Source organism: Microbulbifer echini (assembly GCF_041447225.1).
Classification (GTDB): Bacteria; Pseudomonadota; Gammaproteobacteria; order Pseudomonadales; family Cellvibrionaceae; genus Microbulbifer; species Microbulbifer echini.
Genome location: NZ_JBGMEL010000001.1, coordinates 426,854 through 442,916 on the forward strand (window position 1 = coordinate 426,854; position 16,063 = coordinate 442,916).

The following is a 16,063-nucleotide window of genomic DNA, read 5'->3' on the forward strand; positions in this document are numbered from 1 at the left end:
AGGCGGCCCTGCTAAAATTTTTATTTACCGCCCTTTTTGTGTGGCACGCCGCCGGTTCCCAAAGGAATACTGGCGGCTCTTTAGTAGAGGTTCCCCATGTTACCGAGGTGCCCCACGGTCTTACGCCCCCTTGTAGTCTTACTGGCGGCAATGGCCAGTATCCTGCTCTTTAGTGTGCCAACCCAGGCCCAGGTGCCGGAGAATCCCGTCAACTTACGAGGCAGCGGCGCCAGTTTCCCCTATCCCATTTATGTCGAATGGTTTCGCCAGTTCACGCACCGGGAAAACAATATTTTTATCTTTTACGAGATGAGTAGCAGCGGAGATGGTATCCGTGATTTTATCGGCCATACCGTAGATTTTGCCGCCTCTGACGCGGCTATAGAGATCAATGAACTCAAGCATCTCAAAGAGGGGGGCGTGGTACTTCCCGTCACAGCCGGAGAGGTAGTACTGGTATTCAATCTGCCCGGTATCGAGGAGTTAAAGCTGTCTCGGGAAGCCTACTTAGGCATTTTTATGGGCAAGGTGCGACACTGGAATGACCCCAGCATCGTCGCCAGTAATCCCGGTGTGAAATTGCCACGCACCGATATTACAGTGATCACCCGCTCGGAAAGTTCCGGCACCTCGTATATTTTCTCGGGTCACCTCAGTGCCATGAGCGAAGCATTTCGCGAAACCATCGGGCTGGACCGGACTCCCAACTGGCCCAAGCTAGCAACCTTTCAGCAGGCTCCCGGCAATCAGGGGATAGCTGCCAAAGTCAGGGCGATACCGGGAGCCATCGGTTACGTCGAACACGGCTTTGCCGAGATCGTCAACCTGCCCATGGCCGTGCTGCAAAATCGTGCGGGTCAATATGTTGAGGCCAGCGCCAAGAGCGGCATGGCAGCATTGGAGGAAGTAGAGTTTCCCAATAGCAAGCTGCCTGTGAGCGGCGCACCCAATCTGATCGCCTGGGTGTGGGACCCCAAGGGCCAGAGCGCCTACCCCATCACCAGTTTTTCCTGGCTGCTCCTCTACGCCAACCAGGAAGATGATAAAGCCCAAGCTTTGCGGCAAATGCTGGTATTTATGCTGAGTCAAAACTCCCAAGCGGAGGCCGGGAATATTGGACTGGTCCCACTACCGGAAAGTGTGCGCCTAAGAGTCCTCAACGCCGTCACTTACGTGCAGTAGTGCAACCCGTTCAGGCATCTGTGTCCACCGTAACATAGGGCAAGACCCGATTGCGCCCCGCTCTTTTCGCCCGGTAGAGAGCGCTGTCGGCATGCTGTAATAATTCCAATACATCGCGCTCCCCCTGTAACTGGGCCACACCGATACTCGCCGTAAACTGAACCGGCCCCTGCGCAGACTTGATCATAATCTTGGCGATATCCCGGTGGATACGCCTGGCAATGGCCAGTGTGCCAGGGCCATCGGCGCTGACCAGCAGTGCAAACTCCTCGCCGCCGATACGACCAAAGACATCCACCTCGCGCACATGCTGGGCAATCACTCTGGCCGTGGCGCAAAGGGCCTGATCACCGATTAGGTGACCGTGCATATCATTGATGGATTTAAAGCGGTCGATATCCAACATCAATATGCCCAGGGGAATCCCCTTGCGCTGGACCAACTTGAGCAGCAGGTTGGACTCCTCAAAGAAGCTGCGGCGGTTGTGAATACCCGTGAGGGGATCAGTGCGCGCCTCCAGCTCCGCTCTGGCCTTGGCCGCCTCTAATTCTCTGGTGCGCGACTGCACCAGCAACTCCAGATCGGTTTTGGAAATTTCCAACTGTTGCAGGTATTTCTTTTCCGCCCGATCTTTTTGCAAGCGCAGGCGCTGTACCATCAGGCCAATCGCTACCATGATCGCCAGCATCTCGACAAAGGAAGCAACCGGTGGCCAGTAATAATTGACCGGATTGTGCACTACATAGCCAAGATCGCGCATCGCCTGTGCCAGCAGTCCCAGTACCAGGGTCGCCCAGCCCAGGGCAAATACCCCCGCGGCATTTTCCCCCTGACGCCAGCGTATCAGGGCGATAGGCACCACCAGCGGATAACACAGCAACGCGATAATCATGGATATCTGGGACAGGGCCTTCCAATCCAATAAAACACACCCCACTAAAAACGCTACATTGAGCAGCATAAGTTGCAACAGCGCATCGAGTTTTGGTGTGTGACGACGGGTTTTTAGAAAGGTGCGAGCGAAAAAAAGCCCCGCCATAATCGCCACAGCGCCGCTGAGCGTGGCATGTCCCCAGTGGAAGCTGCCTTTCATCAGATATTGGTGGGTATATCCCAATACTGTGCCCCACACTAAAATTTTGCTGGCACAGTAAAAAGAATAGAAATACAAAATTTTATTATTAATGGCGATCGCCCCCACCAGGGCAAAGATCGCCATCAGGAAGTAGCCCCCAAACAGAAAGGCCATCAGGCTGATTTCCCCCTTACTGTTTTGTTGTAGAGGTTGAGGGCTCCAAATTCGTAGACTGGGGAAAATCACGCCCAACTCACCGGGATCGAATTTCACCATCAGCGCCTCAGCGGCCCCTGGTGCAATGGTGAGCGGGAAGACAAAGCGATTGTGTGCCACCTGGCGTCTATCAAAGGGCTGATAAATTGAGAGGTTGCTTATCTCGCGAAATGCCTCTCTACTCCCCTTCTCCCGACTAAAAACCTGTAGGCCAACAAGTTGGTGATCGACGTATTCAATATGCAAGGTTACCGGCTGGCTGTCCCGGTTGTGCAGGGAGAAGTGAGACCAAAAGACACCGGCTTGAAGCCCGGTGGAGCCCGCAGTTTCCAGAGTATGAAACTCTCCCTGTTCATAGGCTTGCAGCGCTTGGGTAAGACCACTCTCGCCGTGCTCGTCATGCCATATGGCGTGGAGGCCAGTAAATTTATCGCCAGCCTCATTGGCCGTGACATCGAGGGGGGTATGTGCCCATACGGGGTTTTGCGGGAAGAAAACACCGCAGATAAACAATAATAGAAGAGCACAAAAAGCGAAACGAAAGTACCAACATATAACTTTAACACGCCGCAAATTCAGAAGCCGCAGTCTTGTTATTTTGTCTTTCATAATTCGGGCGCGCGCGAGATAAAACACTGTTGTTATAAAGCGTTCACTCCAAGCAGTAAATGACAGCCTCTCACTTAAGGCTAAATATGCTGGGTAGGCACTACCAGTGGGATGATCAACCCGCCGAAATGTTCCTATCTGGGAAATTTCTTCGGCGACTTAAAGAGGGCTTTCAGCGTGTCAATAAAGGAAAATCTTTATATTCACGAAAGTCACAAAAAATAAAATGGCTGTCGCCGAAAGGTAAACCTGAATGGGAGGTAGAGTTTGTGAAGAGTCCTATTGGCAATGACTTCAAGATTCCTGCTAAATCCCAAAAGATCATTTAAGCGAGCCCACGGGAATAATCGCGCGGACCCGCCACAAGCGGCTAGATCGAAAAGAACTGCTGAATTCCCACCAACACATTAGTGGTGGCCACGGAGGCGAGTATCAGCCCCATGACCCGGCTGACGATACTGGCCCCGGCATTGCCAATAAAGCGGTAGATCCAATTGGCGGTGAGCAACAACGCAATCACAATGGCCAGTACCGCAAGCATCGCCGAAGCGGTATTGAGTTGGTGCATCATATCAAAGCGGTGGTTGTCGGTGAGTACCACCGCCGCCAACATGGCCCCCGGTGAAGCGATTGAGGGGACAGCCAGAGGAAAGATCGCTGTCTCGTGCCCCTCTCGCACAATTTCCATCTCCTGCTCCGGCTTACTGTCACCAAAGATCATGGTGAGGGCGAACAGGAACAGCACGACGCCACCTGCCACTTGGAAGGCAGAAAGGGGTACGCCGATCGCTTCCAGCAGAAACTGCCCCACCAGCAAAAAGAACAACAGTATGCCGGTGGCCACCAACACGGCGAGCCAGGCGATTTTACGCTTTTGCCATTCGGCGTGGCGGGAGGTGACCGCGATAAATACCGGCAGGGTGCCCACCGGATCGATCACTGCAAAGAAAAAAACAAAACTACTAATCCAATCGCTCAAGGGTGCTCCGGCGTACCATGCTACTATTATCCGCTTATTCCCTGCCGCGGGGAGATCGGCAAGCGCCTTGGGGGTAGAATATGGTATGCCCATCGACCACCAATAACAGCCCTACTGGCAAATGCTTAACCTGAAACTCTGAAAGCAAGTCTAGTGCATGACCAATCACTCACCGACCGCCCGCCGCATCGCTAAGACCATCCTGAATGGTTTTGATGCGTATTTCGCAGACTACCAGAACATCACTCTAGGCGCCAAAGCGCGCTTTGAGACAGCCGCCTGGCAGGCGGCTCACCACGCCAATAAAGAGCGTATCGACCTGTATAAAATCAAGGTCAACCAAGTACTTAAACTGGTGCACTCGGTCACCAGTAAAGACACCGGCCAGCTGGAATTGTGGCGCGATGCCCGCGCCACCTATGCACAGTTGATCGCCAATCACAGCAATTACGAGATTGCCGAAACCTTTTTCAACTCGGTCTTTTGCAGCCAGTTCAAGCACGCAGATATTCACGATAAGAATATTTTCGTCAAACCCTCGCGTGCACCCGAAGATAAACCGCTGCGCGATTACAGTATCTATATCAGTTACAGTGGTCGCGATGGCCTCGAATGTATGATCGAGGACATTCTCAAGGACTTCAGTTTTTCCGCGCCCTGGGAAAACATGCAGCGAGATATTGAAAATATCTGTGCGGCTCTGCGCGCAGAGCCCCTCGCACACCTGGAGAATGAAAAACAGCTGCGTGTGGATATGCTGGAGTCCGTTTTCTACCGCAACAAAGCCGCTTACCTGGTTGGGCGCATGATTTTCAATGGCGAAGTGGTGCCCATTATTCTGCCCTGTCTGAACAATGGCCGCGGCGGCATTTTTGTTGACACCCTACTGCACAGCAATGATTCCGCCAGCATCATTTTCAGTTTTACCCGCTCCTACTTTATGGTGGATGCCCCGATCCCCTCGCGCTTTGTGCGCTTTCTCTCCACCATTATGCCGCTCAAGGAAAAGTCGGAGCTGTACAATTCCATCGGTTTCCACAAACATGGCAAGACGGAGTTCTACCGCCATATCCTCGCCCATATGAAGGTGAGCAATGATCAGTTTGTCATTGCCCCCGGTATCAAGGGCATGGTCATGAGTGTGTTTACCCTGCCCTCCTACCCGGTAGTTTTTAAGGTTATTAAAGACCGCTTCGATCGGCCTAAAACCGTCACCGAAAAAATTGTGCGGGAAAAATATAAATTTGTATCCCGCTCTGACCGGGTTGGACGCATGGCAGATACCCAGGAGTACACCAACTTCATCTTCTATCGTAATCGCTTTAGCGAGGAGCTGTTGCGCGAATTACAGGAAGTGGCTCCATCCAAATTAATCATTAACGACAAATGGGTGATTATCAAACACCTCTATGTCGAGCGCCGCATGGAGCCGCTCAACCTCTACTTGCAGAATGCCAGCGATGCGGAAATCCGCGAGGCGATGGAAGAGTACGGCAACGCCATCAAGCAACTGGCCGCAGCCAATATCTTCCCCGGTGATATGCTCCTCAAAAATTTTGGTGTGACCCGTCATGGTCGTGTGGTTTTCTATGATTACGACGAACTTTGCGCACTGACGGAATGTAACTTCCGCAAGATCCCCGAGGCGCAAACCCCCGAGCAGGAGCTGGCAGATAAACCTTGGTATACCGTGGATGAGGCGGATGTTTTTCCGGAGGAGTTCCGCCTGTTTTTCTCCGGCAACCCCATCGCGCGCGCCGCTTTTGAAAGATTGCACAGTGATCTCTACGACTACCGTTACTGGAGGCGCCTGCAGGACCGTATTCGCGCCGGACATGTGGAAAGCGCCTTCCCCTATCGGCGCAAATGGCGTTTCCACCGTCGCGCCCCGGCCATCGCACGGAAAAAATAAGCGCGCAAACTATGGCTATATTGGTAGGAGGCCCTAACAATTCGAATAGGTGATCAGTGCGCATATTTGCATGGGCCGCAACCCTCGCGGCCCTGGCTCTATTAACTGCCAGCGGCTGCGGTTATCTGCCCAGCGAAATGACCATCGTCGGCAAGGAAAAGGCACCGCCCCCATACGCCCGTATCACCGGTAAACCCCAAGTGGTCAGTTGCGCCATCCCCGCACAAGGGTTTCGCCCGGTTACCTTTGACAGTCTCTATACCTTTACCGGTAGTGAGCGCGAACCCTTTCAGGAAAAGACCAACGTGCCTATGCAGTACGACGTGCTGGCCTATGTGTGGGGTAGTGAACGCTGCGCACCGCGCGCCTTCTGCAAAAGGGGGGATTATTACTGGCTGATCGGCCGCGGCCCCGGCAATGATTTCCAGACCTGGGTCGTCACACCTCAGTACCCGCGTATGATTATTCAGTCTCCCTGCGCCGAGCGGCTGCGTATAGGGTTGCGCTATCGTTTTTCATTCAATCGTGGCAAGTTGGTGGGGTTCAGTCAGGAGAGATAACTGTGCGCCACACAATGAAAGAGGTGCATCCTTGCCTGTTGCCTGCTACCCAGCTGCGCACCGCGACCTCGTTGCTGTGTTTAAAAACCATTAATCTCTTAATAATAGGGTTATTCACTTTCACCAAGCTGCTTCAGATAAGTGTAGATAGCATCCTGGGAGCGGCAGTTTTTCCCCTCGGCGTTGGCCAGGCGGGTATTACTCTGTTCGGCATCGAGTACCCTAGCTTTCTGATTATCGTTCCATTGTAACTCCATAACTTCCCGAATGGTCTTGTGATGCTCCGGGTTGGATACTGGGAAGGTTACTTCAACTCGCTGGTCCAGATTGCGTTTCATCAAATCGGCCGATGATATCCACAGCAGTTCTTCGCCGCCATTGTGGAATATATATACCCGCGCGTGCTCCAGATATTTATCCACCAGGCTAATTGCCTGGATATTGTCGGATAATCCCGGTGTTTCACAAATGAGAGAGCACATGCCACGAATCAACAGTTTGATTTTTACGCCGGCCGCACTGGCTCGATACAATTGGGCGATCACCTGGCTGTCTACCAGGTTATTACATTTGAAAAACAACCCGGCCTCTCGCCCCTCTTTGGCGGCCTCTATTTCCCGTTCAATAGCCGCCTCCAGAGATTTACGCAAATTAAATGGCGAAACGATAATATTCCTGTAAACAGGCCGCCGATCGGGAGCACGCATAAATTCAAACACATTGTAAATATCGCGGCCAACCGCCTGGTTATTGGTTAACAGGCTAAAATCACAATATACGCGTGCGGTGTTCTCATTAAAATTGCCAGTGCCCAGATGGCTATAAAAGCGGTTTTTACCCTCTTCCCGTCGCACCACCGAAATCAATTTGGCATGCACTTTTAGTCCCGGTATACCATAAACTACCTGTACGCCGGCCTCACTCAATTCATGAGACCAGTGGATATTGGCCATTTCATCAAAACTCGCCCGCAACTCAACCACCGCAATTACTTTTTTATTATTTCTCACCGCATTGATCAAAGCAGCCACAACCCGGGAGTTTTTTGCCACTCGATACAGGCTGATCCGAATTTCCCTCACCTGCGGATCGATCGCAGCCGAAGCGAGGAAATTGGTGATCGCACGAAAATCATGGTAGGGATAATAAAAGAGTTGATCGCTCAACTTCAGTTGAGCAAAAATGCTCTCGTTGACCGGCAGGGTGGGCAGCGGGGACATCCGCTTGTAGCGGTGGCTGCGAGAATCCGAGGCAAAGCCCATCAGATCTTTGGAGTTGTGGTAACGCCCACCTGGGGTATAGCTGTCGTAACGCCCCATTTTTAATTTTTTCTTCACCAGGCCCAACAGTGCCTTGGGCATTTCGGCATCGTAAGCCAGCCGCACTGGATCAGCGTATTTTCTCTGTTTGAGTGAGCGCTCCACCCGATCGACGATGTTCTGAGTCACTTCTTCACTCAATTCCAATTCGGAATCGCGGCTTATTTTGAACATATAGGCCTGGGCAGAAAGGATAGGTAAAACGTGACGAAAAACATCCATCAGGCATGCACGGATAATATTATCGAGAACAATATATACCTTTTCCCGCTTGCCTCTTCGCGCCGGAATTTCCACAAAGCGCGACAGGGTGTCCGTTGGAATTTCCATGGCCGCATATCTACGCAGGTTGCCTTCCAATTCCAGAGTAATGGCGAAATAAATATTCTTTTCATTGAGCAGCGGCATCGAATTTCGGTCATCGATAAAAAAGGGCTCCAACTCAGGCAGCACTTCACGGTGAAAGTATTCCTCGACGAAAGCGCGCTGCGGCTCATTGAGATGGGTTTCCCGGACAATATGAATATTGTGCTTTCCGAGCTCAGAGAGAACCTCGGAATACGCTTTGGAATAGCGCTTTTGCAGCTGTAGTACCCGGCTATTGATCTTCCCCAGCAGGTTGGAAAAGTGCTGTTTTTGTTCCTCACCAATAGCAAATGCAGTCAACCTGCGTACATCGGCTACACGTACGCGAAAAAATTCGTCCAGGTTGTTAGAGAAAATACCCAGGAAGTGCACTCGTTCAATAATTGGTACGCTCTTATCCTCCACCTCCTGCAACACTCGCTCGTTAAAAGACAACCAGCTTAATTCTTTGGGGTAAAGGGGGATATCACTCGGCATCGGAAAACCATTTCGCAAAATTACCAGTTACAGCATGATAACAAGATCAACCGGGATAAAATCCCCCGAAAGACGAAACCTCTGTGACAGAGGTATACTTAGCCAAGTCTGAAGATTTCCCAATAAAATACACTCGCGCATTTCTCTACGCCTGTGGACTTTGGCGGCACTAGCCGAGATATTGTCGCTAACTCTTTGCCGAGACAGCGGGTGCTAGAGCAGATTGCTCTTTTCATTTAAGCAGGTGCCAGGATGCCGACACAAATGCCGATTGAACGCTTCGCCGCGCTCGACCTTGGCTCCAACAGTTTTCATCTGTTATTGGCTGAGTTTCGCGGACAACGCATGGTGCGCCTGCACACCGACCGCGCCATGGTGCGCCTAGCGGAGGGGTTGGATGCGGACCACAACCTCGACCCGGCAGTATCCGAACGCGCTCTGGCCGCACTCACTCGCTTCCAACCTGTACTGCAAAAGCTACCGGCTGACCATATTCGCGTCGTCGGCACCAATACCCTGCGCGCCGCCGCGGCCAAGGCCGACGGCTTTCTCGAAGAGGCGGAATCGATTCTCGGTGTGCCGGTGGAAACCATCAGCGGCATTGAAGAGGCGCGCTTGATTTACAGCGGGGTAATGGCCGCCGCCGATGGGCCGCCGCGGCTGCGCTGCATCATTGATATTGGCGGCGGCTCCACCGAGCTGGTGCGTGGCAGCGAAGCGCCGCAACAATTGCAGAGCCTCGATTTGGGCTGTGTATCCTTTAGCAAGCGCTACTTTGCCGATGGTCTGATTAGCGAAAATACCGTCAACCATTTCACCCGCGCGCAGCGCGCCGCCCGCGCCGAGCTACAGGAGCTGCAACATATGGCGGCCGGGGCCGAGGTGATTGGCTGTTCCGGCAGTGTGAAAGCCGTGGCGCGAGTGTTCAATGACGGCGAGGTGGCCGAGATCCTGCGCGAGGACATCGACCGGCTGGCCAGTGAGGTCTCACAAGTAGAGCATATTGCCGACCTCAACCTGCCCGGCCTCGACGAAGAGCGGCGCCCGGTCTTTGCCGCCGGCCTAGCGATCCTGCATGCCATCTTTTGCGAGCTGGATATTCAGCGCATGGAGGTGTCCCCCTACGCCATCCGCGAGGGCATAGTGCACGACCTGGCCGGCCGGCTGCACGGTGGTGATCGCCGCGCCAATACCGTGGAGGCCGCGGTACAGCGCTGGCAGATCGACCAAAACCAAGTGCGCCGTGTCAACGATACCGCCCTCAAACTGCTGCATCAGCTGCGCCTCGAATACTCGCAGGAGGGCCGACAGCGTCTGCGCTGGGCCATACAGTTACACGAAGTGGGACTGGCACTCACCCACAGCAGCTTCCGCAAACTCGGCGCCTATATGATTAAGCACGCCGATATGGCCGGTTTTTCCCGCGACGAGCAAGAGCACCTGGCCTATCTGGTACGCAATCAGCGAGGTGGCATTAAACCGCCAAAGGAGCACTACGGTTTCCACCCCAGCCCAGATTTACTGTTGTGCCTACGCCTAGCCTGCATTATTCATCGCGACCGCACAGAGCGCACTTTGCAGGGGATCAACCTAGCGGACCAGGGAGATGCCTATCGCCTGCAAATTGAGCGGGCATGGCTGGATAGCAGCCCGGCCATCGAAGAGCTGCTCTACCAGGAGGAGCAGCACTGGCAGTCACAAAGCCACCCACTGCGCCTTTTGGCGGTATAGCGCCTCTCCCCAGATTGCGCGGGGCCGCTGCATAACGGGCCCGCATCCATTTCCAACCTAAACTCTGTATCTATGAAACTCAGCGAAGTTACCCTCAGCCACCACTACGCCGACTTGGGCGACGCCTTTGGCCGTCAGATCGCCCCCACCCCCTTTGCACACCCCCATCTCATCGATATCAATCCGGTAGTCATACAGCTGCTCGGAATCAATAGCGCGGAGGCAAGCAATCCGGACTGGGCCAAACTGGGCTGTGGGGCTAAGTTGTTCAACGGCAGCCGCCCCTTCGCCATGAAGTACACCGGGCACCAGTTCGGGGTCTACAACCCGGACCTGGGCGATGGCCGCGCACTGCTGCTGGGGGAAATTGAAAAAGCCGGGCGCCGCTGGGAACTGCACTTAAAAGGTGCCGGACAAACCCCCTACTCACGCTTTGGCGACGGCCGCGCAGTACTGCGCTCCACCATTCGAGAATACCTCGCCGGCGAGGCTCTCAACGGCCTGGGTATCCGCTCCACCCGCGCTCTGAGCATTGTCGGTAGTGACGAGCCCGTAACCCGCGAACACATTGAGCGCGGCGCCATGCTGATCCGTGTGGCCGAGAGTCATGTGCGCTTCGGCCACTTCGAATACCTGTTTTACACCAAGCAGCTGCAAGCCCAGCAGCAGTTAATCGGCGACATCTGCCGACGCTTTCTCCCGGGTACCCATGGGCTCAGCGCCGGCGAGCAGGCAGAAGCCATGCTGCGCTTCACCACACAGCGCAGCGCCGAGCTGGTAGCCGGTTGGCAGGCGGAGGGGTTCGCCCACGGGGTGCTCAATACCGACAATATGTCGATCATCGGCGACACCTTCGACTACGGCCCCTACGCCTTTCTCGATGACTACGACCCGACCTTTATCTGTAATCACTCAGATCACACCGGCCGCTACGCCTTCGAACAGCAGCCCGGTGTGGTGTTGTGGAATCTAAATGCCCTGGCCCACGCCCTCTCCGGCTTTGTCAGCGTGGAGGCGTTGCGCGATTGCCTTGAGCAATTCCAGCCACAGGTTAGCCACGCCTATGCCGAGCGCATGCGCGCCAAGCTCGGGCTCGCTGTGGAAGAGGAGGGCGACCAAGCGCTGTGCGCAGAGCTTCTGCAACTGTTACAGCAGAGTCAGGCGGACTACGCTCGCTTTTTCCGCGCCCTGGCCCACTACCGCGGTGAGCGCCCGGCACAAGCGTTGCGCGAGTGCATCGCCACCGCACAACAGGACGCTCTGGAGCACTGGCTGGAGCACTACGATCGACGCTTAGCGCGCGAACACAGTGACTTCCGCGCGCGCAACCGCACCATGTTGGCGACCAACCCCAAATATATTCTGCGCAACTATTTGGCACAGAAGGTTATCGAAGCCGCCGAAGGAGGGGATTACCAGCCCCTGCGCACTCTGCGGCAATTACTGCAAACCCCTTTTGATGAACACCCACAGCACGAGACCTGGGCCTGTGCCCCACCGGAATCCGGCAAACGTATTCCCCTGAGCTGTAGCTCGTAATAGAGTGTAAATTGGTACAAAATGCGAATAACTTGCCGCCATTTGCGGCCAACTGCGCGCTATATGCGGTTAATTTTTTATCCGATGGCGACTTATCCGGTGCCGCTGCAGATGACTTGCTGTAAGATCTGAGTCACCCACTGAATAGAGGAAAACCTACAGATGATCAGAAACCTGCTCCTGGCCGCTTTCGGCCTGATGTTCGCCCTGCAGGCCAGTGCCGCAGATGTTGTAGGCAAGTGGCGCACCATTGATGATGAAACTGGGCAGCCCAAGTCCATCGTCGAAATCTACGAGAAAGACGGTAAGTATTTCGGCAGGATCGACCAGCTGCTGATGAAACCCAACGACACTATCTGCGAGAACTGTCCTGGCGACTTAAAAGGCAAACCGCTCGTGGGTATGGACGTGATCACCGATATGGTGAAAAAGGGCAAGAAATACGAAGGCGGGGAAATTATGGACCCGGTGAAAGGCAAGGTCTATGACTGTAAATTCTGGCTGGAAGGTGACAATACCCTGAAAGTGCGCGGCTATCTCGGCTTCCTGTACCGCACCCAAACCTGGCAGCGCGCGCAGTAAACCTGAGATTCCTATCAAAAAAGGCTCCGGGACGGGGCCTTTTTTATGAGCATCAACTTTTCAGTCTCTGCAGCTTTTTGACCATAAATAACCAGCGATTCAATGGTACATTTTTCTTTGGCAAAGCCGTTAATCGCAAAGATTTTTAGTTCTTATCCTACGATAGCGAAATGTCTGCGCCGGCTCGCACTTTGCCTCTGCTTCCAGTAACAAATCCACTTTTTTCCGGTGCGGTGATTTTTTGCATACAGGGTCTGCTGCGCTGGCATCTCCCGCAATCGCCATTGCCTGGCATCGACACCCACCAAAATCAATATTCTTGCGATCACAGTTTTTGCAAAGTTCCGGCAGCCAATCACCACCTCTAAATGCATTAAAGGCCAAGCCACGATACCAGCTGTCTGCGAGGCGGGTTTGCCGAACATTATCAAATTCCATTCCGGGTATAATATTCGCTCCATGGCAAGGCAGCAGAGTGCCATCTGGAGTGACATTCAACCCTGTCGACCCCCAGCCGCCCATACATGCCTTGGGGAAATCCGCGTAGTAATCCGGCGGCACAAAATCAATAACCATTTCCCCCCGAAACCGCTCAATCGCACCGGCAAGAATTCGCTTAGCTCGATCCACCTGATCGCGTGTTGGCTGCAATATCGCTCGATTTCGCAGTGCCCAACCTTGGAATTGCACACAAGCCACTTCAACCCGGCGTGCACCCAGCCGGTATGCCATCTGCAGAGTTTCCTCTAAGTCATCCAAGTTGTGCCTATGCATTACCGCATTCACAGTTAAAGGGATACCGATTTCGCGAATATCTCCGGCAATGGATAATTTATGCTGAAAACTACCTTGATACCCACTGACCCAATCTGACACCTGCGAGTTAACCCCCTGCAGGGATAATTGAATATGATCAACTCCCGCGACATCCAGAGCTATCAAACGCTCTCGGTTGAGGCCGATACCAGAGGTAATCAAATTGACGTAGAGGCCGGCTTGGCGCGCGCCAGCGACCAACTCAGCCAAGTCCTGCCGAGAAGCGGGCTCTCCGCCGGATAGATGCACCTGCAACACACCCATTGCCGCCGCCTGCCGAAATACATCCAACCAGGTACTTGTATTTAATTCCCGGTTCTTTTGAATCAATTCCATAGGATTGGAACAATATGGACAGGCAAGGGGGCAACGGTGAGTTAGCTCGGCCAGCATCGCGATAGGGGGTAAAATGTTGATGTTATTCTCCATCAACCAGATCCACTAATCGCTTCTCTAGTAAACCCTGCAGAAATTCCTGCACATCTCGTTGAACCGTATCTTGCGGTGCTCCATAGTGCTCAGACAATTTCCCGGAGATAGTCTCCAGCGAGTTGCTGCCATCAACTTCACCCAGTATTGCATTGGATATTTCATCCAATACAAGAGTGCGCTCCGGTCCCAGTAAGACATTGGTATTCCGGACCTTATCAAAATATAAACGCACTCCGCGGGGTAGCAGCGGTATATCAATCTCTCTCATAAAATAACCCCCTCACTGGGTTGCCAGGCCCCTGGGGGAATATGGCCCGGATCAATATACCCGCCCCAAATTGCATCCAGCTGGGCCCAAAGCACATCCATTTTAAAAACCAGCGCAGCTATTGCGGCATCTTGTTCAGCGGGCGTATTTGCATGCTCCAACACCCACTGCAACGCAAAGGCCACGTCCCGAGGCGCCTCTTCAAGGCGATGGCGAAAGTAGTCGATTGCTGCCGGTGTAGCGAAGGCGTAGTGCTCCAACAGTCCAGCTATGCGCTGCTTGTGAATACTTGGGGCAAACAGTTCTGTTAATGAAGAGGCGATCGCCTGGAGTAGCGATTGCTCGCGCACATAGCGCACATAGGCATCAACAGCGAAGCGAACTGCAGGTATCACTCCCCGGGTTGAAGCGACATAGGCGGGGTCCAGCCCCACAGCCTCGGCCAGTTTTAACCAGCGGACAATCCCCCCCTCCTGCTCTGCCGTTCCGTCGTGATCCCCAATACGGGAGCGCCACGCCCGCCGCAGCATGGGATCGTCGACCCGGGAGAGAAATGCAGCATCTTTCATCGGGATACGACTCTGATAGTAATAACGATTTATTACCCAGGCACGGACCTGATCCATAGTGCAGCCACCGGAGTGGAGCATTTGATGGAAAGGGTGTTTATCGTGATAACGCTCTCGACCTATTTGGCGCAGACGGGTTTCTAAACAAGTGCGCTCACTGACAGCCTCACTCATAACTGAAACCTCATGCCATCCTGAGCAATAGCCCACCCTTCACTCTCAACCAGTGCCCGCTCAGGCGCCTTCGGTTGCAAAACAGGATTCGTGTTATTGATATGAATATAAATTTTCTGGCAGTCACGTAATGCCTTAAAACGAGACAGGCTACCTTGTGGACCCGCCATGGCGATGTGTCCCATTCTGGCGCCACTTTTAGTTCCAGTGCCCGTAGCGCGCATCTCATCGTTTTTCCAAACGGTGCCATCAAACAAAATCATATCGCCATCGGACACCCGCTCGATTAACCAATCCGGTATCTCTGCACAACCGGGGATATAGTAAAGCACCGAATCACCCGCACCGATGCGCAGGCCCACAGTCTGCTCTCCCATGGCATTGAGCCTGAGGTCATCCGTTTCCTGGTACAAGGGCACTTTTCCAGGCACGGCAAAAGGCTCAATAAGGAGTCCGGGCACGGGTTCAAAAAGCTGATCCAGGGATAACGGGAGAAACTCAACCTGCTCAGCATCCAACACTTTAAAAATCGTATTTTCCCTTAAAATCCCCAGAGTCTGTTCCGTCCCTAAAACCCGGAATCCACTTTTTTCACGCAAGGTGAGTAAGCCGGCAATATGATCAATATCCCCATTGGTGAGAAAAACCGCACTAACTGGCGTGCCCCGAAGCGATTCTGGGTGCATGTCTACACACGCTTGCAACTGGGTGCGGATATCCGGCGAGGCGTTCAGAATCATCCAGTGTTTACCATCGGCAGAAACAGCGATCGATGACTGGGTCATCGCTGGAATAATGCCTCTCCGCGCGTCGGAGCAGTTACAACACCCGCAGTTCCACTGGGGTAAACCGCCCCCGGCTCCGGCGCCGAGTACTACAACCTGCAGTGATCGGGTCAAAAAAGTTCTCCGTCGCGCTCATCGTCTCCCGATGGGCCATACATACTAATTTCCATACCGCATTCAATTTCAATAATTACCGGTTTGCTCCAGGTCATGTCACTTCCTCACTCAATCTGTGTGCCAAGTTAAAATAAAAAATGCACTTCTAAATTAGACAAAGAGCACAACTTTGCCACAGAGCAAGGCCAACAATTTTTCTTTGGCAAAAGACTGATCATTTGACGGCAGCCAATTTGTATTTCAAATATTTTCGCCTTTGACTGTCAAATCGCTTCGTTATTAACTCGGCTTGGCTGCTCTCCACTCATAGATTCAGGGAATTCAGCGGCGATAGTAGAGGGTTGGAGAATGGGGG

At 53.3% G+C, this 16,063-nt stretch carries 14 protein-coding genes; 6 read left to right on the plus strand and 8 right to left on the minus strand.

The features are described from left to right. Positions 1–96: 96 nt before the first annotated feature. Positions 97–1,182, plus strand: a complete 1,086-nt coding sequence (gene pstS / locus ACCI51_RS01800; RefSeq protein WP_299588338.1) for a phosphate ABC transporter substrate-binding protein PstS — start codon at positions 97–99, stop codon at positions 1,180–1,182. Positions 1,183–1,192: 10 nt separating this feature from the next. Here pstS and ACCI51_RS01805 read toward each other — a convergent pair whose 3' ends face one another. Together ACCI51_RS01805 and ACCI51_RS01810 are read right to left on the minus strand one after the other, a co-directional pair. Further along, the gene (locus ACCI51_RS01805; protein WP_371842389.1) at positions 1,193–2,986 is read right to left on the minus strand and encodes a sensor domain-containing diguanylate cyclase; all 1,794 of its coding nucleotides are present in this window, start codon (positions 2,984–2,986) and stop codon (positions 1,193–1,195) included. Between the two features lie 466 nt (positions 2,987–3,452). Further along, a complete protein-coding gene (locus ACCI51_RS01810; RefSeq protein ID WP_299588344.1) occupies positions 3,453–4,061 on the minus strand; it encodes a MarC family protein in 609 nt (202 codons plus the stop codon). Positions 4,062–4,218: 157 nt separating this feature from the next. Between ACCI51_RS01810 and aceK the strand changes: the two genes are divergently transcribed. Next, positions 4,219–5,973 (plus strand): bifunctional isocitrate dehydrogenase kinase/phosphatase, encoded by a 1,755-nt coding sequence (gene aceK / locus ACCI51_RS01815; RefSeq protein WP_299588346.1) that lies wholly within the window; start codon positions 4,219–4,221, stop codon positions 5,971–5,973. A gap of 56 nt (positions 5,974–6,029) precedes the next feature. Continuing rightward, positions 6,030–6,533: a hypothetical protein gene (locus tag ACCI51_RS01820; protein ID WP_299588349.1), complete on the plus strand. Its 504-nt coding sequence runs from the start codon at positions 6,030–6,032 to the stop codon at positions 6,531–6,533. A 110-nt stretch (positions 6,534–6,643) separates the two neighbouring features. On the opposite strand, the gene ppk1 is transcribed toward ACCI51_RS01820, so the two are convergent. Then, positions 6,644–8,695 carry a polyphosphate kinase 1 gene (gene ppk1, locus ACCI51_RS01825; RefSeq protein ID WP_371842390.1) on the minus strand — a complete coding sequence of 684 codons (2,052 nt, stop codon included), beginning with the start codon at positions 8,693–8,695 and terminating at the stop codon, positions 6,644–6,646. Between the two features lie 264 nt (positions 8,696–8,959). Between ppk1 and ACCI51_RS01830 the strand changes: the two genes are divergently transcribed. The 3 genes from ACCI51_RS01830 (at position 8,960) to ACCI51_RS01840 (ending at position 12,547) form a co-directional block, all read left to right on the plus strand. Next, positions 8,960–10,426 (plus strand): Ppx/GppA phosphatase family protein, encoded by a 1,467-nt coding sequence (locus ACCI51_RS01830; protein ID WP_371842391.1) that lies wholly within the window; start codon positions 8,960–8,962, stop codon positions 10,424–10,426. Between the two features lie 72 nt (positions 10,427–10,498). Then, a complete protein-coding gene (locus ACCI51_RS01835) occupies positions 10,499–11,965 on the plus strand; it encodes a protein adenylyltransferase SelO (protein WP_371842392.1) in 1,467 nt (488 codons plus the stop codon). 162 nt (positions 11,966–12,127) lie between these two features. After that, positions 12,128–12,547, plus strand: coding sequence for a DUF2147 domain-containing protein (locus tag ACCI51_RS01840; RefSeq protein ID WP_371842393.1), 420 nt, complete (start codon positions 12,128–12,130; stop codon positions 12,545–12,547). 129 nt (positions 12,548–12,676) lie between these two features. Here ACCI51_RS01840 and pqqE read toward each other — a convergent pair whose 3' ends face one another. The 5 genes from pqqE to pqqA are packed head-to-tail and all read right to left on the minus strand — an operon-like array spanning position 12,677 to position 15,803. Next, the gene (gene pqqE / locus ACCI51_RS01845) at positions 12,677–13,792 is read right to left on the minus strand and encodes a pyrroloquinoline quinone biosynthesis protein PqqE (protein ID WP_371842394.1); all 1,116 of its coding nucleotides are present in this window, start codon (positions 13,790–13,792) and stop codon (positions 12,677–12,679) included. Beyond that, complete coding sequence (gene pqqD / locus ACCI51_RS01850; protein WP_371842395.1) at positions 13,782–14,063, minus strand: pyrroloquinoline quinone biosynthesis peptide chaperone PqqD; 282 nt, start codon at positions 14,061–14,063, stop codon at positions 13,782–13,784. Before pqqD ends, pqqE begins: the two co-directional genes overlap by 11 nt. Continuing rightward, complete coding sequence (gene pqqC, locus ACCI51_RS01855) at positions 14,060–14,806, minus strand: pyrroloquinoline-quinone synthase PqqC (protein ID WP_371842396.1); 747 nt, start codon at positions 14,804–14,806, stop codon at positions 14,060–14,062. The genes pqqD and pqqC overlap by 4 nt, the downstream gene beginning before the upstream one ends. Next, complete coding sequence (pqqB, locus tag ACCI51_RS01860) at positions 14,803–15,705, minus strand: pyrroloquinoline quinone biosynthesis protein PqqB (protein WP_371842397.1); 903 nt, start codon at positions 15,703–15,705, stop codon at positions 14,803–14,805. Before pqqB ends, pqqC begins: the two co-directional genes overlap by 4 nt. Continuing rightward, complete coding sequence (gene pqqA, locus ACCI51_RS01865) at positions 15,702–15,803, minus strand: pyrroloquinoline quinone precursor peptide PqqA (RefSeq protein ID WP_371842398.1); 102 nt, start codon at positions 15,801–15,803, stop codon at positions 15,702–15,704. The genes pqqB and pqqA overlap by 4 nt, the downstream gene beginning before the upstream one ends. Between the last annotated feature and the right edge of the window lie 260 nt (positions 15,804–16,063).